This is a genomic window from Aquibium sp. A9E412, from assembly GCF_030398335.1.
Classification (GTDB): domain Bacteria; phylum Pseudomonadota; class Alphaproteobacteria; order Rhizobiales; family Rhizobiaceae; genus A9E412.
Genome location: NZ_JAOAOP010000002.1, coordinates 112,705 through 130,642 on the forward strand (window position 1 = coordinate 112,705; position 17,938 = coordinate 130,642).

Below are 17,938 nucleotides of genomic sequence, written 5' to 3' on the forward strand. Positions count from 1 at the left end.
CGGGAGGCGGCGGCGCGCGAAGCGCCCGCGGTCACTTAGGCCGGTTTGCCGGCCTCCGCAAGCCGCGCCGCGTAGCGCGCCATCGTGTCGATTTCGAGATTGACGCGGTCGCCCGGCCGGCGTTCGCCCCAGGTGGTGACGGCGAGCGAATGGTCGATCAGCAAGACGTCGAAGCGGTCGCCGTCGACGCCGTTGACCGTCAGCGACGTACCGTCGAGCGCCACCGAGCCCTTGGGCGCGATGAAGCGGGCGAGCTCGGCCGGCGCGGCGAGCGTGAAGCGCACCGCCTCGCCCTCCGGCGCGCGCGCCAGGATCGTCGCCGTGCCGTCGACATGGCCGGACACGATGTGGCCGCCGAGCTCGTCGCCGACCCTGAGGGCGCGCTCCAGGTTGAGCCGCGTGCCCGGCCGCCAGTCGGCCGCCGTCGTCAGGCGCAGCGCCTCCTCCCAGGCCTCGGCCTCGAACCAGCGGCGGTTGTCGCCCGGCTCGGGCAGCGCGACGACGGTCAGGCACACCCCGGCGCAGGCGATCGAGGCGCCGATGGCGATGCCGGCGGGATCGTAGCCGGTCTCGATGCGCAGCCGCACGCCGCCGGCGCGCGGGGTGCGCTCGAGCACCGTGCCGACGTCGGTGACGATGCCTGTGAACATCAGTCCGCCCTCACCCATTCCCGGTAGCTGTCGTCGCCGAAGCGCGCCGCGCGCAGCGCGCGGAAGCCGGCCGGCGGCGCATCGAGCGACAGCGGCGCGGCGACGCCGTCCGCGCCGATGGCGCGCGGGCCGGCAAACAGCGCCAGCCGGTCGACCAGCCCCTCCTCGAGGAAGGCGCGCGCGGTGACCGCGCCGCCCTCGACCAGCAGGCTCGACACGCCGCGCGCGGCGAGATCCTCCATCAGCTCGGGCAGCGCGATGCGGCCGTCCTCGGTGTCGACGGCGAGAAACTCCGCCCCCGCGCCGGCCAGCGCGGCGCGCCGCCCGGCATCGGCGTCGACGGCGGCGGCGAGCCACAGCGGCACCGTGCCGGCCGAGCGCGCCAGCTTGCCGTCGGGCGGCAGGCGCAGCGTGCGGTCGAGCACGATGCGCGCCGGCGAGCGCGCCTCGAGGCCCGGCAGCCGGCATGTCAGCTCGGGGTCGTCGGCGATCGCGGTGCCGACGCCGATCAGGATGGCGTCGGCCTCCGCGCGCATGAGATGCACCTGGCGGCGCGCCACCTCGCCGGTCACCGCGACCTGGCCGCAGCCCGGCAGGCCGATCTTGCCGTCGGCCGAAACCGCAAGCTTGAGAGTCACTTCCGGGCGGCGCTTCACGGAGCGAGTCAGGTAGCCGGCCATCAGGTCGGCCGCCATGCCGGCGAGCACGCCCTCGACCACGGCGACGCCGGCGGCGCGCAGCATGGCGTAGCCGCGGCCCGACACGCGCGCATCGGGATCGCTGGCGCCGCCGACCACGCGGGCGACGCCGGCGGTCACCAGCGCCTCGGCGCAGGGCGGCGTGCGGCCGTGATGGGCGCAGGGCTCGAGCGTGACATAGGCGGTGGCGCCGTGCGCCAGCGGCCCCGCCTCGGCGAGCGCCGCGGCCTCGGCGTGCGGCCGGCCGCCGACGGCGGTGACGCCGCGGCCGACGACGCGCGGCCCGTCGCCGTCGTCACGCACGATCAGGGTGGCGACCGAGGGGTTGGTGCCGGTCAGGCCGAGATGGCGGCGCGAGAAGCGGATCGCCGCGGCCATGAAGCGACGGTCGAGGGCCTCCGCCCCGGCGGGGTCGGCAGCGGCGCCGGGCGGCACGGCTCAGCCCACCTCTTCCTGGCCGCGCAGCTCGCCGAGCACGTCGTGGAAGTCCTTGGCCTCGCGGAAGTTGCGGTAGACCGAGGCGTAGCGGACATAGGCGACGTCGTCGAGCGCCTTCAGCGCCTCCATGACGAGCCGGCCGACGTCGTCGGAGGCGATCTCCGCCTCGCCGGAGCTCTCGAGCTGGCGCACGATGCCGGTGACCGCACGCTCGACCCGCTCGGGCTCGACGTTGCGCTTCCGCAGCGCGATGTCGAAGGAGCGCATCAGCTTGTCGCGGTCGAACGGCACCTTGCGGCCGGACCGCTTGACCACGACCAGGTCGCGCAGCTGCACCCGCTCGAAGGTGGTGAAGCGGCCGCCGCAATCCGGGCACACGCGCCGGCGACGGATCGCCACGCCGTCCTCGGCGGGGCGCGAATCCTTCACCTGCGTGTCCTGCGACTGGCAGTAGGGACAGCGCATCGGCCGCTTACCTCGCGATTCGGAACGCCGCCTTCCGCCTACCCCAGATGGGGATAGATCGGGAAGCGGTCGGTGAGCGCGACGACGCGCTGCTTCACCGCTTCCTCGACGGCGCGGTTGTCATCGTCCCCGGCAGCATCGCGCAAGCCGTCGAGCACCTCGGCGATCATGCCGCCGATGTCGCGGAACTCGGCGACGCCGAAGCCGCGCGTGGTGCCGGCCGGGGTGCCGAGCCGGATGCCCGAGGTGACGAACGGCTTTTCCGGGTCGAAGGGGATGCCGTTCTTGTTGCAGGTGATGTTGGCGCGGCCGAGCGCGGCCTCGGCGCGCTTGCCGGTGGCCTGCTTGGGCCGCAGGTCGACCAGCATCAGGTGGTTGTCGGTGCCGCCCGACACGATGTCGAGGCCGGTCTCCTTGAGGCTTTCGGCGAGCGCCTTGGCGTTGGCCACCACGTCGGCGGCATAGCTGCGGAAGGACGGCTCGAGCGCCTCGCCGAGCGCCACCGCCTTGGCGGCGATGACGTGCATCAGCGGGCCGCCCTGCAGGCCGGGGAAGACGGCCGAGTTGACCTTCTTGGCGATCTGCTCGTCATTGGTCAGGATCAGGCCGCCGCGCGGGCCGCGCAGCGACTTGTGCGTGGTGGTCGTCACCACATGGGCGTGCGGCACCGGCGAGGGATGCGCGCCGCCGGCGACCAGGCCGGCGATGTGCGCCATGTCGACCATCAGCCAGGCGCCGACGGCGTCGGCGATGGCGCGGAAGCGCTCGAAGTCCCACAGCCGCGAATAGGCGGTGCCGCCGGCGATGATCAGCTTCGGCTTGTGCTCGTGCGCCAGCCGCTCGACCTCGTCCATGTCGAGCAGATGGTCGTCGCGGCGCACGCCGTAGGAGACCACGTTGAACCACTTGCCCGACATGTTGACCGGCGAGCCGTGCGTGAGATGGCCGCCGGAGTTCAGGTCGAGGCCCATGAAGGTGTCGCCGGGCTGCAGCAGCGCCAGGAACACCGCCTGGTTCATCTGGCTGCCGGAGTTGGGCTGCACGTTGGCGTAGTTGCAGCCGAACAGCGTCTTGGCGCGCGCGATCGCCAGCTCCTCGACGACGTCGACATACTGGCAGCCGCCATAGTAGCGCTTGCCCGGATAGCCCTCGGCATATTTGTTGGTGAGCACCGTGCCCTGCGCCTCCATGACGGCGCGCGAGACGATGTTCTCCGACGCGATCAGCTCGATCTCGTGGCGCTGCCGACCGAGCTCCGATCCGATCGCGCGGAACACCTCCGGATCGCGCTCGGCAAGCGGCGTGGAGAAAAAGCGATCGGACTGCGCCGGGGCGGCGGAAGCTGTCGCCATGGTGTCTTCCTTCTCGGTCTCGGGAAACGAACGCCCGCGCGCTTACCATGTTTCGCGGCACGGCACCACGCACCCGGCGGCAAATTTCGTTGCGGCGGGGTGACGCGACCGGCAATCGCCGTCGCATTCGTGGCAGCCGGCGCGCCGTCCGCGCGCTATCGACGGCGAGGCGCCGCAGCGGCGGCGGATGGAAGCGGGAGACGACGGAACGATGTGCGGATTCGTGTGCCTGTGGAACGTCGGCGACGAAGCGCTCGCCGAGCGCATGATCGGCAAGATCGCCCATCGCGGGCCGGACGCGGTGGCGGTGGCGCGGCTGGCCGGCCAGCCGATCGTCATGGCGCACTGCCGGCTGTCGATCATCGGTCCCGACAACGGCGCCCAGCCGATCTACCAGGGCGACGACATCCTGGTCGCCAACGGCGAAATCTACAACCACGCCGACCTGCGCGCCATCCTCGGGCCGAGCGCCTTCGCCACGGCGAGCGACAGCGAGACCATCCTGCACCTGTTCCGCTCCGGCGCGCTGCGCTGGATCGACCGGCTCGACGGCATGTTCGCCTTCGTGCTGGCGACGCGCGAACGGGTGATCGCCGCGCGCGACCCGCTCGGCATCAAGCCGCTCTACATGGCGCGCATCGGCGCGGGCTGCGGCTTCGCCTCCGAGCTCAAGGCGTTCGACGGCCTGGGCCTGAGCGACATCCGGACGGTGCCGCCGGGCACGCTCTACGACAGCCGCGACGGCTGGCGGCGCTGGTACCGCACACCGCAGGGCGCCGGCGCCTGCGAGCCGGGGCTCGACATCGACCAGACGGCGCGCGAGCTGCGCCTGGTGCTCGAAGAGGCGGTCGCCAAGTGGCTGACCGCCGATGTCGAGGTCGGCGCCTTCCTGTCGGGCGGGCTCGACAGCTCGATCATCGCCGCGATCGCCCAGAAGGTGCTGGCGGCGGCCGGCAAGGGTCCGCTCAAGACCTTCTCGGTCGGCACGGCCGGCTCGCCGGATCTCGACGCCGCGCGCCGCGTCGCCGCGCATATCGGCTCCGACCATCGCGAGCACGTCTTCACCGCCGCCGAGGTGGCGCAGGCCCTGCCGCACGTCGTCTATCACCTGGAGAGCGCCGACGTGGACCTGGTGCGCAGCGCGGTGCCGACGCTGTTCGCCGCGCGGCTGGCGCGGCGCTCGGTCAAGGCGGTGCTGACGGGCGAAGGCGCCGACGAGCTGTTCGCCGGCTATGCCTATCACCACGCCTATGTCGACAGCCCGCGCGCGCTGGCCGACGAGCTGACACGCAGTCTCGGCACGATGCACAACATCAACCTGCAGCGCGTCGACCGCATCACCATGTCGGAGAGCCTGGAGGCGCGCACGCCGTTCCTCGACCGCGACCTGATCGATTTCGCCCAGTCGGTGCCGGCCGCCCTCAAGCTGCGGCGCACCGACCCGGCGGACGCCGAGGCGACCGGCGCGACGACCGAGAAGTGGATCCTGCGCAAGGCCTGCGCCGACCTGCTGCCGGCGGCGCTGGTGTGGCGCAAGAAGGCGCAGTTCGACGAGGGATCGGGCACGGTGGCGGCGTTGCGCGAGGCGCTGGCGCTGACGTCCGGCGAGAGCGAGGTCGGCCGGGCGCGCGAGCGCGCGCTCTACGAGCGGCTCTTGCGCGCGCGCTTCGTCGATGCCGATCTGGTGCTCGCCAATGCCGGCACCTGGGAGGCCGGCCGGGTGGCGGTGTAGCGGGCGGCGCTGCGGCGCCGGAGCCGCTCCGCTTGTCGCGGAACCGCAGATCGGCGCCAGCTTATCGTCTTGACGCGTTTGCGAACGGCGAACCGGTTTCCACCTCGCCTGGAAACGCTATAGGCCGCGCCACCTTCCGTCGGGGCCGGCGGCCGGCCTGCGCCGGACGCGCCTCACAGCGCGGTCGAGATCTGCAGCTCGTCGACCCCGTCGCGGCCGTAGATGTCGTCGCGGAAATGCACCACGCCGTCCTCGTTCGACCAGGCCGAGATGTAGGTGAAGTAGACCGGGACCGGGTTGCCGAGCGGCACGGAGATGTCCTCCTCGGTCTGGATGGTGCGCTCGAAGCGCTGGCGGTCCCAGCCCTCGGTGTCGCGCAACAGCCAGGTGACGAGGTCGCGCACGTTCTGCACGCGCACGCAGCCCGAAGAGTGGAAGCGGGCCTGGTCGCGGAACAGGCTCTGCTGCGGCGTGTCGTGCATGTAGACGGCGTGCGGGTTCGGGAAGTTGATCTTCACCGAGGCCATGGCGTTGATCTTGCCGGGGTCCTGCCGGAAGCGCAGGTTCGCCGCCTCGTCCGTCGACCAGTCGATGGTCATCGGATCGATCTCGTCGCCGTTCGGTGCCAGGATGCGGATGTTGTTGTCGCGCAGATAGTCGGGGTTCTCGCGCATCAGCGGGATGATGTCCTTGCGGACGATCGACTGCGGCGCGTTCCAGTACGGATTGATGATGACTTCGTTGATCTTGGAATTGAGGATCGGCGTCTGGCGGTCGACCTTGCCGACGATGGCGGTGTGGCGCAGCGCGACGCGGCCGTTCTCCACCGCCTCGATCTGGGCGGCCGGAATGTTGACCATCACGTAGCGGTCGCCGAGGAAGCCCGACATCGAGCGCAGCCGCACCAGGTTGGTCTCGAGCTGGCCGAGGCGGATCGGCGCCGAGACGTTGAGCGCGGCGAAGGTGTGCGCCCCCGACACGCCGTCGGCCGGCAAACCGTGACGCACCTGGAAGCGCTTCAGCGCGGAATCGACATAGGTGTCGAAGGCCGGCGACATGCCGGCGCGCTGCGACAGGTCGCCCGAGATCATCAGCCGGCGGCGCAGCACCTCGACGTCCGGGTCGATGACGCCGAGCTCGAGCCGCTTGCGCGCCGGCACCACCGGCCAGCCGCCGCGTGCCACGATGTCGGCGTACTGCATGATCGAGCGCTCGACATGCGAGGCCGTCGCGGCGCTCAGCGTCGGCATGGTCGACAGCACCTGGCTGGTGCGGCCGGCGCCGGCGTCGAACTGGTCGTTCCATGCGCCGCGGCGCGGCGAGTTGATGATCTCGTCGATCACGCTCTGCGCCAGCGCGGGAGCTGCGGCCGCCGTCGCGGCCATCGCCGCCGAGCCGCGGAGAAACAGGCGTCGGGTCGTCTTCATCGTGCTGCCGGAACCCCCTTGCAAGCGCGCAGCCGCCCGGACGGCGGCCCGCGCGGGACGCAGTGTCTGACGTGTCAGTTGAATATGGCCTTAACGTGGCCGGCGCCAAGGGCGGCGCCGCGTTAAGGCGCTCAGGCCGGCGCGACGGCGCGCCGGTAGAGGTGCCAGGTGGCGTGGCCGAGCACCGGCAGGACGATGAACAGGCCGACGAAGAACGGCACGCAGGCCGCCAGCACCGCGAGCGTGACGACGACGCCCCAGCCGAGCATGACGACGGGGCTGGCGAAGACCGCGCGCACGCTGGTGATCATGGCGGTGACGAAGTCGGTCTCGCGCTCGAGCAGCAGCGGCATCGAGATCACGGTCAGCGAGAACAGCGCCAGCGCCAGCGCCGCGCCGACCACGTGGCCGACCGCCAGGAAGGTCCAGCCCTGCGTGGTCGTCAGCACCACCTCGGCGAAACGGTCGAGCGTGGAAAACGACATGCGGCCCAGAAACAGCGCGATCAGCAGCCGCACCTGATACATCCACACCCAGAACACGAACAGCATGACGAAGGCCATCCACGACAGCTCGCGGGCGCGCTGCGCCCACACCACGGTCAGCACCTCGCCCCAGCGCGGCGTGCGGCCGCGTTCGAGCTGGCGGCTGACCTCGTAGAGGCCGACGGCGGCGAACGGACCGACGAGCGGAAAGCCGATGGCGAAGGGGTAGATCATCCACGGCATGTCCCACACCGTCAGCGCCAGCGCGATGACGACGCCGACGACCGCGAAGACGCCGCCGAAGAACAGGCCGAACAAGGGCTGGCGCACGAAGTCGGCGATGCCGGCGGAGAGGCTGGCGGCGACGTCGTCGATGCCGATCGCCCGCACCTCGGGCATGCCGGCCGGCTGCCGGCTGCCGCGCTCGGCTCCCGCGTTATGCATGATCTCCTCCCTGCCCTGGCGGGCACCGGCCTCCTCCGGCACCCGGGCGCATCCTGCCCGACTTCCTGCCCAAGGCCTTGACGGAGATCAAGAGGCGCGCGCGGAGCGGCCGCCGGCCCTGCCGGCGGCCCGCCCTGGCGCCGCGCGAGAGACGCGGCCTACATGCGGTAGGCGATGGTGTCGTTCCAGAAGCGGTCGAGCCGCTGCAGCGCCCGGTTCATCTGCTGGAACTCGTCGGCATTGATGCCGCCGACCTGCTCGATCGAGCCGATGTGGCGCTCGTACAGCCCCTCGACGATGCGCGCGACCTCCTGGCCCTTGGGCGTCAGGCTGACGCGCACCGAGCGCCGATCGACCCGCGAGCGCTGGTGGTTGATGAAACCGAGATCGACCAGCTTCTTGAGGTTGTAGGAGACGTTCGAGCCGAGATAGTAGCCGCGCGAGCGCAGCTCGCCCGCCGTCAGCTCGGCGCTGCCGATGTTGAACAGCAGCAGCGCCTGGATGGCGTTGATGTCGCTGCGTCCGTTGCGCTCGAACTCGTCCTTGATGACGTCGAGCAGCCGGCGGTGCAGCCGCTCGACGAGCTGCAGGGACTCCAGATAGAGCGAGCGGATCGCTTCCTTGCGATCGCCCTGATACGGGGCGGAACTATCCGCGGGTCGCGAATTCATCATGGCTCTTGCCTCTCGTTTGACGCCCGGTGATTTTTTTCTTGCTCACCTTGGCCCGACCCTATCGAATGCCCCTAAAATTCGACTTAAACGTCAGGCTTAACAAGAGCTTATTGGCGAAAGGCTGATGCCAGCACTAATGAAAGGTTAGACGGACCGGGCAAATGCCGACGATCGCGCCGGCGCGGCCGGGCGCCGTCTCAGGCCTCGCGGGCGCGGCGCTCGCGGTAGAGAAGGACCTGCAGCACCGCATAGGCGAGCGCGATGGCGCCGTGCAGCGCGAGACGCAGCGGCTCGGCGCCGTAGAGATCGGCAAAGCCGGCATACATCGTCGTCTCGGCCGCCGCGCAGACCGCCCAGATCACCACGCCCCAGGACGACAGCGACCACAGGCCGACGGCGGCGAAGGGCAGCATCACCGCCAGCGAGACCGCGGCCACCTGCCAGTGCAGCGGCATCAGGTCGAAGCGCCACAGCGCCCCGTCGTAGAGGCCGACCAGGCGCACCCAGTAGAGCACGCCCAGCACGAGGCAGTAGGCGGCGGCGAGCCGGTGCAGGAGCGCGAACAGGTTCTCCGCGGGCGAGCCGTGCGCGGGCACGCCGTCGACCGGCTCCACCGTCACAGCTCCAGGTCCCCGCCCGGCAGCGGCGCGAAATAGGCCTCGATGTCGGCCGCATCGACGGCCTCGAGCGTGGCCGGGCGCCACGCGGGCTGCGAGCCCTTGTCGATGATGGCGGCGCGGATGCCCTCGTAGAAGTCGTGCCCGGCGAGCATGCGGTTGAGGATGCGGAACTCCATGCGCATGCACTCGTCCATGCTCAGCATGGCGCCGGCGCCGATCTGCCGGAAGGCGACGTTGAGGCTGGTCGGCGAGCGCGCGGCGAGCGTGTCGAGCGTGGCGCGGGCGAAATCGTCGCCGTCGTCGGCGAGCAGCCGCAGGCTGGCCACCACATCCTCCAGACGGTCGCGCGAGAAGCAGTGGGCGATGGCGTGCAGCGCCGCCTCGTCGATGCCGCGCGGCTCGTCGACGCAGAAGTCGCGCAGCGGGGCGGCCGGATCGCCGCTCTCGCAGAGCGCAGCGAGCAGCGCCGGCAGGTTGCCGGCGTCGACCGCGTGCGTGGCCAGCCCCGCCCACAGCGCGTCGCCGCGGCGGATGCGCTGGCCGGTGAGGCCGAGATACATGCCGAAGCTGCGCGGCAGTTCCGCCAGCAGCCGGCTGCCGCCGACGTCGGGAAAGAAGCCGATGCCGACCTCGGGCATGGCGAACACCGCGTTCTCCGTCATCACCCGGTGCGAGCCGTGGAACGAGACGCCGACGCCGCCGCCCATGACGATGCCGTCGACGAGCGCCACATAGGGCTTGGGGAAGCGGGCGATCGCGGCGTTGAGCCGGTACTCGTCGGCGAAGAAGCCGACCGGCGGATTGCCGGCCCGGCCGGCCTCGTAGATGTCGAGGATGTCGCCGCCGGCGGAAAAGGCACGGCCCTCGGCGCGGATGACGACCAGCGCCACCTCGGCATCCGCGGCCCAGGCGTCGAGCGCGCGATGCAGCGCAAGCACCATGCGGTGGTTGACGGCGTTGAGCGCCTTCGGCCGGGTCAGGGTGACGATGCCCGCCCTGCCCGCGATCTCGAAGCGAATGTCGTCGCCGCCGCCGAAGTCGCGCTCCAACGCTACCTCCCTGCCCCTTCCCCCACCGGTGCTTATTGGCGCGCCGCGCCGGCGTCAATGGCGCCCGCGCCGCGGCACGGCGGGCTTGGTGCGCGGGTCCGGCGCGTGATAAAAGCGCCGTGACAAGCGAGGGTGTGCGATGAACGAGATGAGGCAGACGCGGGCCGCCCAGCGGCGCGGCGTCGACGAGATCACCGGCAGCCGGCGGCTGAGGCGCATGCGCAAGGCCGACTGGTCGCGCAGGATGGTGCGCGAATCGACGCTGACGGCCGACGATCTGATCCTGCCGATCTTCCTGATCGAGGGCGAGGACGCGGAAGAGCCGATCGGCGCCATGCCGGGCGTCGTGCGCCACACGGTGGACCGCGCGGTGCGCGTCGCCGAACGGGCGGCGCGGCTCGGCATTCCCGCCATCGCCACCTTTCCCAACGTGCCGGTCGCGCGGCGCGACGAGACCGGCTCGGCGATCCTCGACCCCGACAACCTGATCAACCGGGCCACGCGCGCCATCAAGGCGGCGGTGCCGGAGATCGGCGTCGTCACCGACGTGGCGCTCGACCCCTTCACCAGCCACGGCCATGACGGCATCCTGCGCGACGGGATCATCGTCAACGACGAGACGGTGGCGCACATCGCCCAGGCGGCCGTGCTGCAGGCGGCGGCCGGCACCGACATCGTCGCCCCGTCGGACATGATGGACGGGCGCATCGGCGCCATCCGCGACGCGCTCGACGCGGCCGGCTTCGCCGACGTGGCGATCATGTCCTACGCCACCAAGTTCGCCTCCGCCTTCTACGGCCCGTACCGCGAGGCGATCGGCACCAGCGGGCTCCTGAAGGGCGACAAGAAGACCTACTACATCGATCCGGCCAACACCGACGAGGCGCTGCGCGAGACCGAGCAGGACCTCGCCGAGGGCGCCGACATGGTGATGGTGAAGCCGGGCCTGCCCTATCTCGACATCGTGTGGCGGCTGAAGGAGAGCTTCGCCGTGCCGACCTTCGCCTACCAGGTGTCGGGCGAGTACGCGATGATCAAGGCGGCGGCGGCGAACGGCTGGATCGACGGCGAACGGGCGATGATGGAAAGCCTGCTGGCCTTCAAGCGGGCCGGCTGCGACGGGATCCTGAGCTATTTCGCGCTCGAGGTGGCCGAGCGGCTGGCCGAGTGAGGCGGCCCGGCAAGCGGCCGGCGGCCCGGAGCCGCGCCTTGAATCGCGCCGCCGCGTCCCCATCTGCACGGTAACGCAAGATGACCGACGAGGACCGCGCGCAGATGACGGCACGCACCGCCGAAGGCGAGGTGATCGCCACCCGACACGACGACCGCAGGCTCTACGAGGGCGTGCGCACGCGGCGCGTCCTGGCGTTCCTCATCGACTACGTGACGATCGGCATCCTGTTCATCCCGTTCGCCATCCTGGTCTTCCTGCTCGGCCTTCTCACGCTCGGCCTCGGCTGGTTCCTGTACGGCGTGCTCGGTCCGGCGGTGGCGCTGATCTACGTCGCCATGACGCTCGGCAGCCCGCGCCAGGCCACGCTCGGCATGCGCATGACCGGCGTGCGGCTGGAGCGGCTCGACGGCGGCCGCGTCGATTCCCTGCTCGCCGTCGTGCACACGGTGCTGTTCTGGGCCGGCAACGTCATCCTGACGCCGCTCATCCTGCTCGCCGCGCTGGTGCTCGACCGCAAGCGCACCGTGCACGACCTGCTGCTCGGCACCGTTGTCACCCGCGCCGACCGCTAGCGCCGCTCTGCGTTTCACGGAATCGCAGATCGGCTCTAACGCGTTGTTTTCACGCGTTTTCCGAACGGCGAAACGGTTTCCACTTCGCCTGGAAACGCTATAGCGCCGCTCTGCCTATCGCGGAAGCGCAGACCGGCACCAAGCTATTGTCTTGACGCGTTTGCGGACGGCGAGCCGGCGTCCACTTCGCCCGGAAACGCCATAGACGGCAGCGGCGCGACGCCGTTTGCCGTCTCGCGGCCCCGCGCCGCCCATGCTGCGCCTCGGCGCGCCGGCGGAACGGTTTTCCGCCGCCGCCGCGCCAGGCGCAAGCGCCCTGCCCCGCACGCCCCATCCTCGGCCAAGAACGGTCTTGCGGCCGCTCCGCCCGGCAGTATGCTCGCGGCCAATCGAGGGGCGGCGGCAGCACCGGCATGGCGGACATCCACCTGTGGGCGACCTATCTGATCATCGTCGGCACGATGGTCGGCTATGCCAGCGAGCGCCTGTCGCTCGAGATGGTGGCGCTCGGCGGGCTGGTCGCTTTCCTCGCCCTGTTCACCCTGGTGCCCTATGACGGGGCGGCCTACGGCCCGCTCGGACCGGCGGAGCTGCTCGCCGGTTTCGCCAACCCGGCGCTGGCCACCGTTCTGGCGCTGCTGATCGTCGGCCAGGGGCTGTTCGCCACCGACGCGATGGACGGCCCGGCGCGCATGATCGCGCGGCTGGCCGGCGGCTCGACGGCGCGCACCATGGTGATCACGCTCCTGGCGGCGGCGGCGCTGAGCGCGGTGCTCAACAACACGCCCGTGGTGGTGATCTTCATCCCCGTCCTGACCGTGCTCGCCGCGCAGCGCAACTTCGCCCTGTCGAAGGCGCTGATGCCGCTGTCCTTCCTGTCGATCCTCGGCGGCATGACGACGCTGATCGGCTCGTCGACCAACCTGCTGGTCGCCGGCGTGGCGGCGGGCGCGGGCATCGAGATCGGCTTCTTCGACATCACCGTGCCGGGGCTCATCCTGGCGGCGGCCGGCGCGGCCTACGTCATCGGCCTGATGCCGCGCATCCTGCGCGACCGCGGCAGCACGCAGGCCTTCCGCCGGCTGCAGTCGGGCACCCAGTTCATCGGCGAGATCCGGCTCGGGCCGCGCCATCCCTTCCTCAACATCGAATCGCGCGCCGGCCTGTTTCCCGGCCTCGGCGAGATGACGCCGCGGCTCATCGTGCGGCGCGGCATCCGCTTCTATCCGCCGTTCGAGAACCTCGTCCTGTCGGAGGGCGACCGGCTGGTGTTCAGCGCCACGCGGCAGGCGGTGATGCAGGCGCTGTCGCGCGGGGCGGCGCGCGCCGGCGGCAGCGAGGCGGCCGAGCCGGAGCAAGCGGTGGAGGCGCAGGCCGCCGCCGCGGGTCCGCCGGGAGCCGACTACAACGTGGCCGAGGCGGTCATCCCGCCCGGCTCGCGCCACGCCGGCCGCACCATCCGCAACGCCGGCGTCGAGACGCTGCACGGCGTCGACATGCTGGGCGTGCAGCGCAAGAGCCGCATGGGCCGCCAGCCGCTGTCGGAAATCCGCCTCGAGCCGGGCGACACCATCCTGATCGGCGGCACGGACAAGGCCTTCCAGGACCTGCGCGAAAGCCACGACCTGCTGGTGCTGGAGTGGTCGGCCGAGCCGGTGCGGCAGTGGCGCAAGGCATGGATCGCGTCGGCCATCTTCGTGGCCATCGTGGCGCTGGCCGCCTTCGAGGTGGTGCCGATCGCGGCGGCGGCGATCGCCGGCGCCTTCGCCATGATCGCGACCGGTTGCCTGACGCTGCCGCAGGCCAGCCGCGCCTTCGACCAGCAGATCTTCCTGCTGGTCGGCTCGGCGATCGCCATGGCGACGGCGCTCGAGCACACCGGCGGCGCGGCGCTGATCGCCGACACCGCCGTGCGGCTGCTCGACGGCCAGAGCGCGGCGGTGATGCTGTCGGGCTACTTCCTCGTCGTCGCGGTGCTGACCAACATCCTGTCGAACAACGCGACCGCCGTCCTGTTCACGCCGATCGGGCTCGGCATCGCGGCGGCGGCCGGCGCGCCGGGCGAGGCCTTCGTCGCGGCGACGATCTTCGCCGCCAACGCCTCCTTCGCCACGCCGATCGGCTACCAGACCAACCTCCTGGTGATGGGGCCCGGTCACTACGCGTTCGGCGATTTCGTCAAGGCGGGGGTGCCGCTGGTGGCGATAATGTGGTTGACGTTTTCGCTCGTCGGGCCATGGTATTATGGGCTTTGACGCAAGACGCAGCCGCCGCCGATGACCCAGCATCCGACCCAGTCGCCACAGTTCTTCCTCACCGCGCCCTCGCCCTGCCCCTATCTGGAGGGGCAGTACGAGCGCAAGGTGTTCACGCATCTGGTGGGCGACAAGGCGCCGGAGCTCAACGACCTGCTGACCCAGGGCGGCTTCCGCCGGTCGCAGAACATCGCCTACCGGCCGGCCTGCGAGACCTGCCGGGCCTGCGTGTCGGTGCGCATCCTGGCCGACCGGTTCGAGCCGACGCGCAACATGAAGCGGGTGATGAGCCGCAACGCCGACCTGATCGGCACGGTCTACGACGCAGAGCCGTCCACCGAGCAGTATTCGCTGTTCCGCAGCTATCTCGACAACCGCCACCGGCGCGGCGGCATGTCGGACATGACCGTGCTCGACTACGCGATGATGGTCGAGGACACGCATGTCGAGACGAAGGTCATCGAGTACCGGCGCCGCGGGCCCGACTCCTTCGTCACCGGCAAGGGCAGCGGCGAGCTCGTCGCCGTGGCGCTCACCGACATGATGGCCGACGGCCTGTCGATGGTCTATTCCTTCTTCGATCCGGAGGCCGAGGACCGCTCGCTCGGCACCTACATGATCCTCGACCACATCGAGCGGGCGCGCCAGGCCGGGCTGCCCCATGTCTATCTCGGCTACTGGGTCAACGGCTCGCGCAAGATGGCCTATAAGGTCCGCTTCAAGCCGCAGGAGCATCTCGGCCCGCGCGGCTGGGAACGCGTCGACTGACCGCCCGGCGACACCCTCCACACCCCGCCGCCCGTGCCGGCGCCGCGCGCGGAGCCCGATCGCCGTGTCCAGCCTCGACAGAAACCATGCCAAGGGCCTGGCGCTGACCGCCATCGGCGGCCTGACGCTGACCATCGACATCCCGCTGATCCGGCTGGCCGACGGCGACAAGTGGTCGATCCTGATGGTGCGCAGCGGCCTGACGGTGACGGTGGCGCTGATGGCGTGGTTCGTCATGCGCCGGCTCGCCGGCCGCGCGCCGCCGCTGGTGCCGGGCCGCGCGGGCCTGGCGGTGGCGGCGCTCTACGCGCTGTCGGCGCTGACCTTCATCACCGCCGTCTACAACACCTCGACGGCCAACCTCGTCTTCATGCTCGCCTTCAACTCGATGTTCGCCGCGCTGCTGTCGTGGATCTTCCTGAAGGAGCAGCCGCGGCCGGCCACGCTGATGGCGATGGCGGCGATGCTCGTCGGCGTCACCATCATCGTCGGCGACAGCATCGGCACCGGCAACCTGTTCGGCGACGTGATGGCGCTGGCCGCCGCCTTCATGCTGGCGGCCGCGATCACCATCACGCGCGGCAGCGGCAAGGAGATGGGCTTCGCCTCGCTGGTGGCGGTGGCGCTGCCCTTTCTGGTCGCGGCGGTCATGGTCGGCCAGAGCGGCTTCCGCATCGACGCGCCGCTGTGGATCGTGCTCAACGGCGCCGTCATCATACCGGTGTCCTTCTTCTGCCTGGCGACGGGGCCGCGCTACATCTCCGCCCCCGAGGTGGCGATGTTCTACCTGCTGGAGACAGTGCTGGCGCCGGTCTGGGTGTGGCTGATCTTCCGCGAGATGCCGAGCACGCAGAGCCTGATCGGCGGCACCATCCTGGTGTCGGCGCTGGTCAGCCATTCGTTGTGGCAGCTTAACGCCGGGCGCCGGCGGCGCGCCGCCGGCGCGCCGCGCCATCCGCCGTGACGGCTCAGGCGGCAAGGCCGTGCACGGCGCGCCCGTGGTGGCGGCGCCAGGCGGCCCAGTAGCCGGCCCAGCGGGCGACCAGCGCGTCGGTCTCCTCGGCCAGCAGCATGTCGCCGAGGGCGAAGGCATCGGCAGCGAGACCCGCCTGGCGGCGCGCCAGAAGCCCGGCGAACGCCTCGCGCCGGGCGCGGTCGTCGAGGCCCGTCTCGGGCGGCGGCGAAGCGGCGAGGCCGAGCGTCTCGGCGAGCACGGCGAGGTCGTGATGGTCGCCGAGACGGTCCGACAACGCATGCGCGGCGCGGGCATGCGCCTTCATCGCCTTCGGCCAGCAGCCGTTGAGCAGGCGGGCGTGGTACCAGTGATACTTCACGCGCTTGCGCCACGCATGCATGCGCGCCGCGTCGCCGTCCTTGCGGGCCCGCTTCATCGCCTTGACGGCGCGGCGGTGCGTCTTGGCCAGGCCGCCGGCCGCCGCGTCGAAGCCGCCGGTGTCGAGCGCCCAGCCACCGGCGCGCTCGCGCACGGCCGCAAGCCGCGCGCGCGTGTCGGCCAGCGCGCCGGCCGCATCGATCTCCGCCCGGCCGAGCCGATGGCGCTCGACAAGCCATGCGCGCAACTCGGCAAACGCCGCCTCGTCGACCTCGTCGGCGAAATGCGCCATCAGCCCGTCGAAGGTCTCGATCGCGGCGGCCGCATCGCGCACCGGCGCCAGCAGCCGGGCCGCATCGCGCAGCGCGGCGTTCTCGCGCCGGTAGCCGGCGAAGGCGGGCCGCACGAGGCGCACGAGACCACGCAGCTTCTTGCATCGCTTGCGCACGGCATGCACGGTCTCGTCGAAGCTGGACGCGTCGTCCGCCTCGGCCAGCGCCCGGTCGAGCTGGTCGCACGCCACGCGGCGCAGCCCCGCCTCGAGCGAGGCGTCTTCACGGGTGAAGCGATAGCTCATGGGTTCTCACTCCTGCCTGGCCTCTGGAACGGAACGCCGCCCCGCGAGTTCCCGCCCCATGGATGATGATGCTGAAACGCCGCCGGCGGCGGCCGGCGCGAGGGGGGCGGCCGGGCCGTGCGGCCGGGCCGGACCGGGACGTGCCGTCTCCACCCCTCCCCGCGCGCCGAAAGGAACCGCCGCGGCGCGGGCCGGGAGCGGCGGGTGAACGACCTGTCGCTCGGGCTTTCCATCGGTCTGTTCGCGCTCGCCGCCCTGGTGATCGCGATCGCCGGCGTGCGCATGACGGGCATCGCCGACCGGATCGCCGACCAGACGCGGCTCGGCGAGGCGGTGGTGGGCGGCATGCTGCTGGGCGCCAGCACATCGCTGTCGGGCATCGTCACCTCCGTGTCGGCGGCGCGCGACGGGCTGGCCTCGCTGGCGATGTCGAACGCGGTGGGCGGCATCGCCGCCCAGACGGCCTTCCTGGTGGTCGCCGATCTCACCTACCGGCGGGTCAATCTCGAGCACGCCGCCGCCGATTCCAAGAACATGCTGCAGGCCTCGCTTCTGATCCTGCTGCTCGGCGCCGCGCTCAGCGCCTATCTCACGCCGGACGTGCACGTGTGGTCGATCCATCCGGCCACGCCGGTGCTGTTCGCCATCTACCTGTTCGGCGCCTATTCGACGGTGGAGCTGAAGCGACGGCCGATGTGGCGGCCGGAAAAGACGGCGGACACGCGCACCGACGAGCCGGAAGAGGAGCCGCAGAAGGGCGCGCTGGGGCCGCTCGCCATGCAGTTCACGCTGCTCGCGCTGGTGCTCGGCGCCTCGGGCTACGTCGTGGCCAAGACCGGCGCGCGCATCTCCGCCGAGCTCGGCGTGTCGGAGACGGTGGTCGGAACGCTGCTGACCTCGACGGCCACGTCGCTGCCCGAGCTCGTCACCACGCTGGCGGCGGTGCGCCAGGGGGCGCTGCAGCTCGCCGTCGGCGGCATCATCGGCGGCAACACCTTCGACGTGCTGTTCCTCAGCGTCGCCGACATCGCCTATCGCGACGGCTCGCTGTTCCACGCCGTCGCGCAGCGCGACGCGCTGATGCTGGTGGCGGCGATCGTCATGACGGCGATCCTGCTGATGGGACTGATCCTGCGCGACCGGCGCGGCATCGGCTTCGAGGGCTTCGCCATTCTCGGCGTCTATGCCGGCGTGCTCGGGCTGCAGGTGGCGCTCGGCTGAGCCG

Annotated in this window: 17 protein-coding genes; 7 read left to right on the forward strand and 10 right to left on the reverse strand. The window is 71.2% G+C overall.

Annotated features, from left to right (window positions below):
* Nucleotides 1-35: 35 nt before the first annotated feature.
* Genes N1F89_RS01855 through glyA form a run of 4 tightly spaced genes read right to left on the reverse strand, consistent with a single transcriptional unit; the run spans nt 36 to nt 3,603 of the window.
* Nucleotides 36-650: a riboflavin synthase gene (locus N1F89_RS01855; protein WP_290080925.1), complete on the reverse strand. Its 615-nt coding sequence runs from the start codon at nt 648-650 to the stop codon at nt 36-38.
* A complete protein-coding gene (gene ribD / locus N1F89_RS01860) occupies nt 650-1,726 on the reverse strand; it encodes a bifunctional diaminohydroxyphosphoribosylaminopyrimidine deaminase/5-amino-6-(5-phosphoribosylamino)uracil reductase RibD (RefSeq protein ID WP_290080926.1) in 1,077 nt (358 codons plus the stop codon). The genes N1F89_RS01855 and ribD overlap by 1 nt, the downstream gene beginning before the upstream one ends.
* 60 nt (nt 1,727-1,786) lie before the next feature.
* Nucleotides 1,787-2,251: a transcriptional regulator NrdR gene (gene nrdR / locus N1F89_RS01865; RefSeq protein WP_290080928.1), complete on the reverse strand. Its 465-nt coding sequence runs from the start codon at nt 2,249-2,251 to the stop codon at nt 1,787-1,789.
* Nucleotides 2,252-2,289: 38 nt separating this feature from the next.
* On the reverse strand, nt 2,290-3,603 hold the full coding sequence (gene glyA / locus N1F89_RS01870) for a serine hydroxymethyltransferase (RefSeq protein ID WP_290080929.1): 1,314 nt from the start codon (nt 3,601-3,603) through the stop codon (nt 2,290-2,292).
* A 211-nt stretch (nt 3,604-3,814) separates the two neighbouring features.
* On the opposite strand from glyA, the gene asnB reads away from it, so the two are divergent.
* The gene (gene asnB, locus N1F89_RS01875) at nt 3,815-5,335 is read left to right on the forward strand and encodes an asparagine synthase (glutamine-hydrolyzing) (RefSeq protein ID WP_290080932.1); all 1,521 of its coding nucleotides are present in this window, start codon (nt 3,815-3,817) and stop codon (nt 5,333-5,335) included.
* A 173-nt stretch (nt 5,336-5,508) separates the two neighbouring features.
* Here asnB and N1F89_RS01880 read toward each other — a convergent pair whose 3' ends face one another.
* From N1F89_RS01880 to N1F89_RS01900, 5 genes are all read right to left on the reverse strand, one after another.
* Nucleotides 5,509-6,762 carry a L,D-transpeptidase family protein gene (locus N1F89_RS01880; protein ID WP_290080933.1) on the reverse strand — a complete coding sequence of 418 codons (1,254 nt, stop codon included), beginning with the start codon at nt 6,760-6,762 and terminating at the stop codon, nt 5,509-5,511.
* A 131-nt stretch (nt 6,763-6,893) separates the two neighbouring features.
* Nucleotides 6,894-7,691, reverse strand: a complete 798-nt coding sequence (locus tag N1F89_RS01885; RefSeq protein WP_290080935.1) for a DUF2189 domain-containing protein — start codon at nt 7,689-7,691, stop codon at nt 6,894-6,896.
* Nucleotides 7,692-7,849: 158 nt separating this feature from the next.
* Nucleotides 7,850-8,365, reverse strand: a complete 516-nt coding sequence (locus N1F89_RS01890; RefSeq protein ID WP_290080936.1) for a MarR family winged helix-turn-helix transcriptional regulator — start codon at nt 8,363-8,365, stop codon at nt 7,850-7,852.
* A 197-nt stretch (nt 8,366-8,562) separates the two neighbouring features.
* A complete protein-coding gene (locus N1F89_RS01895; RefSeq protein WP_290080938.1) occupies nt 8,563-8,985 on the reverse strand; it encodes a DUF6163 family protein in 423 nt (140 codons plus the stop codon).
* The gene (locus N1F89_RS01900; protein WP_290080940.1) at nt 8,982-10,034 is read right to left on the reverse strand and encodes an enoyl-CoA hydratase/isomerase family protein; all 1,053 of its coding nucleotides are present in this window, start codon (nt 10,032-10,034) and stop codon (nt 8,982-8,984) included. The genes N1F89_RS01895 and N1F89_RS01900 overlap by 4 nt, the downstream gene beginning before the upstream one ends.
* A 139-nt stretch (nt 10,035-10,173) precedes the next feature.
* On the opposite strand from N1F89_RS01900, the gene hemB reads away from it, so the two are divergent.
* The 5 genes from hemB (at nt 10,174) to N1F89_RS01925 (ending at nt 15,767) form a co-directional block, all read left to right on the forward strand.
* Nucleotides 10,174-11,205 carry a porphobilinogen synthase gene (gene hemB / locus N1F89_RS01905; RefSeq protein ID WP_290080941.1) on the forward strand — a complete coding sequence of 344 codons (1,032 nt, stop codon included), beginning with the start codon at nt 10,174-10,176 and terminating at the stop codon, nt 11,203-11,205.
* Between the two features lie 104 nt (nt 11,206-11,309).
* Nucleotides 11,310-11,780: an RDD family protein gene (locus N1F89_RS01910; protein WP_290081060.1), complete on the forward strand. Its 471-nt coding sequence runs from the start codon at nt 11,310-11,312 to the stop codon at nt 11,778-11,780.
* Between the two features lie 413 nt (nt 11,781-12,193).
* Nucleotides 12,194-14,035, forward strand: a complete 1,842-nt coding sequence (locus N1F89_RS01915; RefSeq protein ID WP_290080943.1) for an SLC13 family permease — start codon at nt 12,194-12,196, stop codon at nt 14,033-14,035.
* 21 nt (nt 14,036-14,056) lie between these two features.
* Nucleotides 14,057-14,803 carry an arginyltransferase gene (locus N1F89_RS01920; RefSeq protein ID WP_290080944.1) on the forward strand — a complete coding sequence of 249 codons (747 nt, stop codon included), beginning with the start codon at nt 14,057-14,059 and terminating at the stop codon, nt 14,801-14,803.
* 64 nt (nt 14,804-14,867) lie between these two features.
* Nucleotides 14,868-15,767: a DMT family transporter gene (locus tag N1F89_RS01925; RefSeq protein WP_290080947.1), complete on the forward strand. Its 900-nt coding sequence runs from the start codon at nt 14,868-14,870 to the stop codon at nt 15,765-15,767.
* Nucleotides 15,768-15,771: 4 nt separating this feature from the next.
* On the opposite strand, the gene N1F89_RS01930 is transcribed toward N1F89_RS01925, so the two are convergent.
* Nucleotides 15,772-16,713 (reverse strand): CHAD domain-containing protein, encoded by a 942-nt coding sequence (locus N1F89_RS01930; RefSeq protein ID WP_290080949.1) that lies wholly within the window; start codon nt 16,711-16,713, stop codon nt 15,772-15,774.
* A gap of 204 nt (nt 16,714-16,917) precedes the next feature.
* Here N1F89_RS01930 and N1F89_RS01935 point away from each other — a divergent pair, with 204 nt between their 5' ends.
* On the forward strand, nt 16,918-17,934 hold the full coding sequence (locus N1F89_RS01935) for a sodium:calcium antiporter (protein WP_290080952.1): 1,017 nt from the start codon (nt 16,918-16,920) through the stop codon (nt 17,932-17,934).
* Nucleotides 17,935-17,938: the final 4 nt, after the last annotated feature.

What these genes read in the sequence shown, in the direction of transcription:
- N1F89_RS01890 (WP_290080936.1), bottom strand. Translation starts at nt 8,365, where the DNA reads ATGATGAATTCGCGACCCGCGGATAGTTCCGCCCCGTATCAGGGCGAT.
- N1F89_RS01910 (WP_290081060.1), top strand. Translation starts at nt 11,310, where the DNA reads ATGACGGCACGCACCGCCGAAGGCGAGGTGATCGCCACCCGACACGAC.
- N1F89_RS01885 (WP_290080935.1), bottom strand. Translation starts at nt 7,691, where the DNA reads ATGCATAACGCGGGAGCCGAGCGCGGCAGCCGGCAGCCGGCCGGCATG.
- N1F89_RS01930 (WP_290080949.1), bottom strand. Translation starts at nt 16,713, where the DNA reads ATGAGCTATCGCTTCACCCGTGAAGACGCCTCGCTCGAGGCGGGGCTG.
- N1F89_RS01920 (WP_290080944.1), top strand. Translation starts at nt 14,057, where the DNA reads ATGACCCAGCATCCGACCCAGTCGCCACAGTTCTTCCTCACCGCGCCC.
- glyA (WP_290080929.1), bottom strand. Translation starts at nt 3,603, where the DNA reads ATGGCGACAGCTTCCGCCGCCCCGGCGCAGTCCGATCGCTTTTTCTCC.
- asnB (WP_290080932.1), top strand. Translation starts at nt 3,815, where the DNA reads ATGTGCGGATTCGTGTGCCTGTGGAACGTCGGCGACGAAGCGCTCGCC.
- hemB (WP_290080941.1), top strand. Translation starts at nt 10,174, where the DNA reads ATGAACGAGATGAGGCAGACGCGGGCCGCCCAGCGGCGCGGCGTCGAC.
- N1F89_RS01880 (WP_290080933.1), bottom strand. Translation starts at nt 6,762, where the DNA reads ATGAAGACGACCCGACGCCTGTTTCTCCGCGGCTCGGCGGCGATGGCC.
- ribD (WP_290080926.1), bottom strand. Translation starts at nt 1,726, where the DNA reads ATGGCCGCGGCGATCCGCTTCTCGCGCCGCCATCTCGGCCTGACCGGC.
- N1F89_RS01915 (WP_290080943.1), top strand. Translation starts at nt 12,194, where the DNA reads ATGGCGGACATCCACCTGTGGGCGACCTATCTGATCATCGTCGGCACG.
- N1F89_RS01855 (WP_290080925.1), bottom strand. Translation starts at nt 650, where the DNA reads ATGTTCACAGGCATCGTCACCGACGTCGGCACGGTGCTCGAGCGCACC.
- nrdR (WP_290080928.1), bottom strand. Translation starts at nt 2,251, where the DNA reads ATGCGCTGTCCCTACTGCCAGTCGCAGGACACGCAGGTGAAGGATTCG.